The sequence below is a fragment of the Streptomyces hilarionis genome (assembly GCF_024539675.1).
In the GTDB taxonomy this organism is placed as follows: Bacteria; Actinomycetota; Actinomycetes; order Streptomycetales; family Streptomycetaceae; genus Streptomyces; species Streptomyces hilarionis.
This window is the reverse complement of sequence record NZ_JAHHIT010000322.1, coordinates 1-2,871: the sequence shown is the minus strand read 5'-3', so window position 1 is coordinate 2,871 and position 2,871 is coordinate 1. Positions and strand designations below refer to the sequence as shown.

Annotated in this window: 1 protein-coding gene; it reads right to left on the bottom strand. The window is 73.4% G+C overall.

Annotation, left to right across the window (positions count from 1 at the left end; genetic code table 11):
- Window positions 1-2,871, bottom strand: a 2,871-nt coding sequence (locus KMS84_RS38315; protein WP_256921174.1) for a non-ribosomal peptide synthetase, incomplete at both ends; no start/stop codon positions are given.

Here is a 2,871-nt window from a genome sequence, read left to right as displayed (position 1 = left end):
ACCCGGCACGGCGCTCAGAGCCGACTCCACCTCACCCAGCTCGATGCGGAAACCACGCAGCTTCACCTGGAAGTCGGCCCGGGCCTGGTACTCCAGCTCGCCGTCGGCGGTCCAGCGCACGAGGTCGCCGGTGCGGTACATCCGGGCGCCCGCGGAGCCGAACGGGTCGGCGACGAACCGCTCGGCCGTCAGCGACGGACGGCCCAGGTAGCCACGGGCCAGCCCCGCGCCCGTCACGTACAGCTCGCCGGTGACGCCGGGAGCCACCGGACGCAGCGCCGCGTCCAGCACGTACACCCGGGTCCCCGCGATCGGACGGCCGATCGGCGGCACGGTCTCGCCCGACAGCGGCGCGCTCATGGTGGCGCACACGGTCGTCTCGGTCGGACCGTAGGCGTTGATCATGCGGCGCCCCGCGGACCAGCGGGCCACCAGCTCCGCGGAGCACGCCTCGCCCGCCACGACGACGGTCGCGACGGTCGGCAGCGCGTCGTCCGCGAGCACCGCCAGCGCCGTCGGCGGCAGGGTCACGTGCGTCACGGCCCGCTCGGCGCAGAGCGCGGCAAGATCGGGTCCCGGCATCAGCCGCTCCGCCGGGGCGAGCACCAGGGTCGCCCCCGACAGCAGCCCCATCACGATCTCCCAGGCCGCCGCGTCGAAGCTCAGCGCGGCGAACTGGAGGACCCGGCTGCCCGGGCCCACACCGAACGCGTCCTGCTGGGCACGGGCCAGGGAGGCGATGCCGCCGTGGGGCACGACCACGCCCTTGGGCCGGCCCGTCGAACCCGACGTGTAGATCACATAGGCCGGGTGGTCCGCCCGCAGCTCCACCCGCGGGGCCACGGACGGCCTCCGTTCGTCGGCGAGTCCGTCCACGAGCACCACCGGCATCCCGCACTCACCGAGCCCGGGCAGCGTCGCGCTGTCGCTGACCAGCAGGGCCGGCCGGGAATCCGAGAGCATGTACGCCACCCGGTCCGCGGGGTAGTCCGGGTCCACCGGCACGTAGGCGCCACCGGCGCGCAGCACCGCCAGCAGCGACACCACCAGGTCCACGGAACGCGGCAGCGCCACGGCCACCACGGTCTCGGGCCCCACACCGTACGAGGCGAGGCGCCCGGCGAACGCGTCCACGCGCGCCGCCAGTTCGCCGTACGTCAGCTCCGCGCCTTCGAACGCCAGGGCGGGCGCCGAGGGGGCCGCCGCCACCCGGGCCGCGAACAGCTCGGGGAACGGCGTGCCGTCGCCCACCCGGCGGGCCGGCGCGGGCCCCGCCCACTCCTCCAGCACCCGGTCGCGCTCGCCGGGCGACAGCACGTCGACCGCCGAGACCGGGCCGTCCACATCCGCGAGCAGCCCTTCCAGCACCCGGACCAGCCGCTCGCCCAGAGCGTGCGCGCTCGCCTCGTCGAACAGGTCCGAGGCGTACTGGACCTCTCCCTCGAGGCCGTCGGGAGTCTCCTCCAGATGGAAGGTCAGGTCGAACTTGGCCACCCCGAGGTCGGCGCCCTCGAAGGCGACGTCGAGGCCGGGGAGGTCGAAGGCGGCCTCGGCGTTGTTGTCGAGGACGAGCATCACCTGGAACAGCGGGTGGTGGGCCAGCGAGCGCTGCGGGCCGACGATCTCGACCAGGCGCTCGAAGGGCACGTCCTGGTGTGCGTAGGCGGCCAGGTCGCTCTCCCGGACCCGGGCCAGCAGCTCGCGCACCGACGGGTCGCCCGACACGTCGGTGCGCAGCACCAGCGTGTTCACGAAGAACCCGATCAGGTCGTCCAAAGCCTCGTCGGACCTGCCCGCCACGACCGTGCCCAACGGCACGTCGGTGCCCGCGCCCATGCGCGACAACAGCACCGCGACCGCCGTCTGCACCACCATGAACGGCGTCACCCCGCACTCACGGGCCACCGCCAGCAGACGACCGTGCAACTCGGCGCCCGTCCCGAAGCGGGCCACCCCGCCGCGGTACGAGGGTGTCTGCGGACGCGGTCGGTCGAGGGGGAGTTCGATCAGTTCGGGCGCTCCCGCGAGCGCGGTGCGCCAGTACGCGACCTGACGCGCGGCCGTGCTCGCCGGATCGCCCTCGTCGCCCAGCACCCGCGCCTGCCACACCGTGTAGTCCGCGTACTGCACCGGCAACGGGGCCCAATCCGGCGCCCCGCCCCCGACCCGCGCCGCATACGCGGCCGACAGATCATCCGCCAACGGAGCCAACGACCACCCGTCACTGACGATGTGATGCATCAACACCACCAGCACCGACGAACGCTCACCCACCCGCACCAACGTCGCCCGCAACGGCAACTGAGCGGCCAGATCGAACGCATACCCCGCCGCGGCATCCACAGCGGCAGCCGCCGCCGCTTCACCGCAGACCTCCACCACCTCCCACGCCACACCGGCATCCGCCACCGGCACCACCCGCTGACACGGCACCCCGTCCACAGCCGCGAACACCGTCCGCAGACTCTCGTGCCGACCCACCACATCCCCCAGAGCCAGCTCCAACGCCACCGCGTCCAGCTCACCCTCCAACCGCAGCACCAACGGAACGTTGTACGTCGCCGACGGCCCCTCCAACTCGTGCAGGAACCACAACCGACGCTGCGCCGCCGACAACGGCACCCGCACAGGACGCTCCCCCGCCACCAACGCCGCCCGCGCCACACCCGCACCCGCCACACGCGACGCCAGACCCGCCACCGTCGGCGACTCGAACACCGCACGGATACCGATGTCCCGCCCGAAGGCGGAGCGGATCCGGCTGATCAGCCGGGTGGCGAGCAGCGAGTGTCCGCCGAGGTCGAAGAAGCTGTCGTCGACGCCGACGTCGGGCAGGTCGAGGACGTCGGCGAAGATCCGGCACAGGAGTTC